The sequence below is a fragment of the Ruminococcus sp. CAG:57 genome, assembly GCF_000435935.1.
GTDB classification, from domain to species: Bacteria; Bacillota; Clostridia; order Oscillospirales; family Ruminococcaceae; genus Hominimerdicola; species Hominimerdicola aceti.
Genome location: NZ_FR890793.1, coordinates 1 through 4,008, shown reverse-complemented (window position 1 = coordinate 4,008; position 4,008 = coordinate 1). Strand labels below are relative to the sequence as shown.

The 4,008-nt window shown below is 42.6% G+C and carries 4 protein-coding genes and 1 pseudogene; all 5 read left to right on the top strand.

Annotated features, from left to right (window positions below; translation table 11 throughout):
- Window positions 1–243, top strand: a pseudogene (locus QVO88_RS11365) (3-phosphoshikimate 1-carboxyvinyltransferase); the annotation flags it as partial.
- 86 nt (window positions 244–329) lie between these two features.
- Window positions 330–1,421 carry a chorismate synthase gene (gene aroC / locus QVO88_RS11360; RefSeq protein ID WP_022288568.1) on the top strand — a complete coding sequence of 364 codons (1,092 nt, stop codon included), beginning with the start codon at window positions 330–332 and terminating at the stop codon, window positions 1,419–1,421.
- 27 nt (window positions 1,422–1,448) lie between these two features.
- Window positions 1,449–2,048 carry a DUF4364 family protein gene (locus tag QVO88_RS11355; RefSeq protein WP_022288567.1) on the top strand — a complete coding sequence of 200 codons (600 nt, stop codon included), beginning with the start codon at window positions 1,449–1,451 and terminating at the stop codon, window positions 2,046–2,048.
- 107 nt (window positions 2,049–2,155) lie between these two features.
- The gene (locus QVO88_RS11350; protein WP_022288566.1) at window positions 2,156–2,659 is read left to right on the top strand and encodes an RNA polymerase sigma factor; all 504 of its coding nucleotides are present in this window, start codon (window positions 2,156–2,158) and stop codon (window positions 2,657–2,659) included.
- On the top strand, window positions 2,652–3,749 hold the full coding sequence (locus QVO88_RS11345; protein WP_022288565.1) for a hypothetical protein: 1,098 nt from the start codon (window positions 2,652–2,654) through the stop codon (window positions 3,747–3,749). Before QVO88_RS11350 ends, QVO88_RS11345 begins: the two co-directional genes overlap by 8 nt.
- Window positions 3,750–4,008 lie beyond the last annotated feature (259 nt).

The window sequence follows — 4,008 nt, the reverse complement described above, 5'->3', positions numbered from 1 at the left end:
AACGCAATTGGCGGAAAGGTAACTGAGCTTGAGGACGGATTGGAGATAGATGGTGTTGGCTCACTGAATGGCGGAGAAGTTGACAGCTTCAACGACCACAGGATCGCAATGTCAATGGCGGTGGCTGCCACAAGATGTACTTCACCACTGAAGATAAACGGTGCGGAGTGCGTCAGCAAGTCATATCCCGATTTCTTTGAGGTATATGAGAGCATTGGAGGAGAGATAAGCCGTGAGCCTTAACGTGGGCTAGTACAAAAATTTGTACTTATCTGGCGGGTATCTGCCGTTATTTATACAGGCTTTATAAGCTGACAGGAGGAAGTAAAATGTCATCAACATGGAACAACAATATAGGCTTTACCGTTTTCGGTGAGAGCCACGGCCCTGCAATAGGCGTTGTTATGGATAATGTACCGCCGGGGGAGAGCATCGACCTTGACAAGATATATCAATTTATGGCAAGAAGAGCGCCTAAGCAGAACAAGACCTCTACACAGAGAAAAGAAAAGGATATGCCGCAGATAATGTCTGGCTATTTCAACGGCAAGACTACGGGTACTCCTCTTTGTGCGCTTATAGCCAATACAGACCAGCACTCACAGGATTATTCAAATCTTTCAAGGCTTGCAAGACCAGGTCACGCTGATTATACAGGCGCATTGAGATACAGAGGCTTCAATGATGTAAGAGGCGGCGGACATTTTTCAGGCAGACTTACTGCGCCCCTATGCTTTGCAGGAGCAGTGGCAGGTCAGATACTTGAAAAAAGAGGTATCTATGTGGGCGCTCATATCGCAGAAGTCCATGGCATAAAGGATAAGGCTTTTGACCCTATCGATACCACTAAGGATATGATAAGGGAAGTTCGTGAGAAAGAGTTCCCGACTATTATCGACGTTCAGGGCAACGAAATGATAAAGGAGATAGACAAGGCAAGAAAGGATAAGGACAGCGTTGGCGGAATTATAGAATGTATCGCTATCAATGTTCCAGCCGGTATCGGCTCGCCTATCTTTGACGGACTTGAAAACTCTATAGCTCAGCTTATTTTCGGTATCCCTGCGGTAAAGGGTCTGGAGTTTGGTGCAGGCTTTAAGGTGGCGGAAATGACAGGTTCGGAGAACAATGACGAGTTCTATGTAAATGATAAGGGTCACGTTGTGACAAAGACAAACAATCACGGCGGAATACTGGGCGGAATAGCTTCTGGTATGCCTATCACACTTAGAGTTGCTTTCAAGCCTACTCCGTCAATAGCAAGACCGCAGGCAACTGTGGACTATTCAGCTATGAAAAATGAAACTCTCGAAGTAAAGGGCAGACACGACCCTTGCGTTGTTCCAAGAGCTGTGCCATGTGTTGAGGCGGCTGTTAATATAGCTTTGCTCAATCATATGCTTGAATACCCAAATTTTTAGAGAAATTTCCAAAGGAGGATTGATAGCTTGGTACAAAATCCTGAGGCTCATATATCAGAGAACATGAAGAACATTTCCGACGTGTATGAGGTTCAAATACTTCTGGCTTATTTTCTCGGTCAGATAAATCAGCTTTGTACGCCTAATCAGCTTACTGAGATAGCCACGGGCGAAGGCGTTGTGAATTATTTTGTGTACACTGAGGCTGTCAGCAGAATGTTGGAAAACGGCACGCTGGAGCTTGCGGAAATAGAAGGCACGAATTACTATCGGCTCACTGAAAAGGGCATTGAGGGCGCTGAGAAATTCAAAAAACTTGTGCCGAAAAGTTTTAGAGATAAGATATATGCGGCAGGTCTAAGACTGTTCGTCAAGCTTAAAAACGATCGTGATGTAAGTTTTGATATAAAGCCTGCAAAGCGTGGTTATAACGTGCATTGCCGCTGCTGTGACGATGATATGGTGCTTATGGACATAACTCTTTACGCACCCGATCAGGAGCAGGCAAATTATATAAAATCGAAAATTCAGATGAATCCTACAGACTTCTATTGCAGAGTGGTGGACTATATAATCGAGAACGAGGAATATGTGCCGTCTGCTGCAGAGGAGCAGGGATTGTTCTAAAGAAAGTGGAGCCGTCTGGGCATATGCTCAGGCGGCTTTTGAAAAAATTTTTATTTTTTTGTGACATTTCAGGAGAGAAAAAGTATTTATTATAAAGGGGTGATCAAATGGACGTCAATTTGAAAAATACGCTTTCAGAGATAGACAGGCTTATAGATAAATATAAAAGTACCGTTTATGGAATCGCTATAGCACGTCTTGGCTCAAAAGCAGATGCAGACGATGTTTTTCAGGAAGTGTTTCTTGCAGCTTATCGAAAGGGGATAACAGTCAAGGACAATGATGAGGAGAAGTTCTGGCTTATCAGGACTACTCTCAATCAGTGCAAAAAGATAACATTGTCAAGCTGGCGCAGGCGTACAGTTCCCCTTGAAGAAAGAAAGGAAGAGGTAAGCTTTTTCAGAAGCCGCGAGGAAAATGATGTTTTCTGTGCTGTAACGGAACTGCCTGAAAAATACAGAATGGTGGTTTATCTTTACTATTTTGAAGAGGTGTCTACTGATGAGATAGCTGAGATAATGAAAGTACGCAGTGGAACGGTGAGAATGCAGCTTACAAGGGCAAGAGAAATGTTGAAAAAAAAGCTGAAAGGAGGATATTTCTATGAATAAGGAATTTTTCAGAGGCATGAAAGAGCAGATAGAGCCTGATGAAGAGCAGGTCGAGGAGCTGAAAAATAAGCTCAAAAATACTGCGGCGGTAAGCAGGAAACCTATGTGGATAGGCGGAGTATGTGCGGCGGCACTGTGTGTGGCAGTTGGAGCAGGTCTGTTTTTATCCGACAGCAAAACTGATAAAAACAGCATAAAGACAAGCGGCAGTTCATCAGTGCAGTACAATGACAGTTGGTCGCCTGACCTTATAAATAGAAATGGGAACGGCTCTGACGAAAATAAGACAGTAGCTGGTGGCGAAACAGAGGAAAGCATTGTCGACAGTACACATGATTCAAAGATCGACAACGGCAAGACGGACGATACGCCCAATATAAACAACAATACGGGTGGAAATACGCACATAACAGACAATGACCGCATAAGTGACAACAATGGCGGAATTATTTCAGACAATAGTAATACAGAAAATACAGATAGTAATGCAAACGACAGCAAATCGGAGACCACATCGTCCAAAAATGAAACGGAAGACCCTATAGAGTTCGATGAAAAAGACCCTGTTTACCCTGAGATATATGTGCAGGACGAAAGGCTTTTTGATATGACATTAAAGGGCAGGGCATTTGCGTTTCCTGCAAAGTATAGTGATGTAGCGGATATGGGTCTTTGGGCGGCAGGTCTAAGTGGTTATTCTGAGAGCGTTGACCCGAAAAATTATGTGATAGCGGAAGATGATATGGAAACTTTTTTCAGTAATGGAGCAACAGGATATTCAGGAAGCATGACAATTGACAATAACACTTATGAGGAAGCGAAAGCAAGCAATTGTGATGTCATGGGATTGTTTTTGGATAACTGTCCTGAGTTCTCTATAGGCGGAATAAAGACTGGATCAACTATAGAGGAAGTGAATAAGACATTCGGTGTTAATTATACTAATGAATGCAGAACGCTTACTGTACGTTCTCAGAACGGAGCTTTTACAGATAGCAAGGGTACTTTTACTTTAACAGTTGTATTTACGTTCAATGACGGGGTAGTTTATAGTGTAGGCGAGTCAAAGATATATTCGACGTTCTTCTGATCGTCAATATTGTGTAAGTTTTGTACTGTTTCTGTGCAAAATAATGAAAATATCTATAAAAAACATAGAAACGGTACAAAACGCTTGACAAAATGGCATAAAAGTGATAAAATAAACAAGTCGCCTCGAGAGAGAGCGATAAAGAAAGAAGCGAAACGAAGGTAAAAGGTTCGGGAGAACAGTAGAGACCTGAGGAGTAGCTCGAAAAGAACTTCATAAAAAGTTCACAAAGAAAAGTCTTGACAAAGCTTAGCTAATA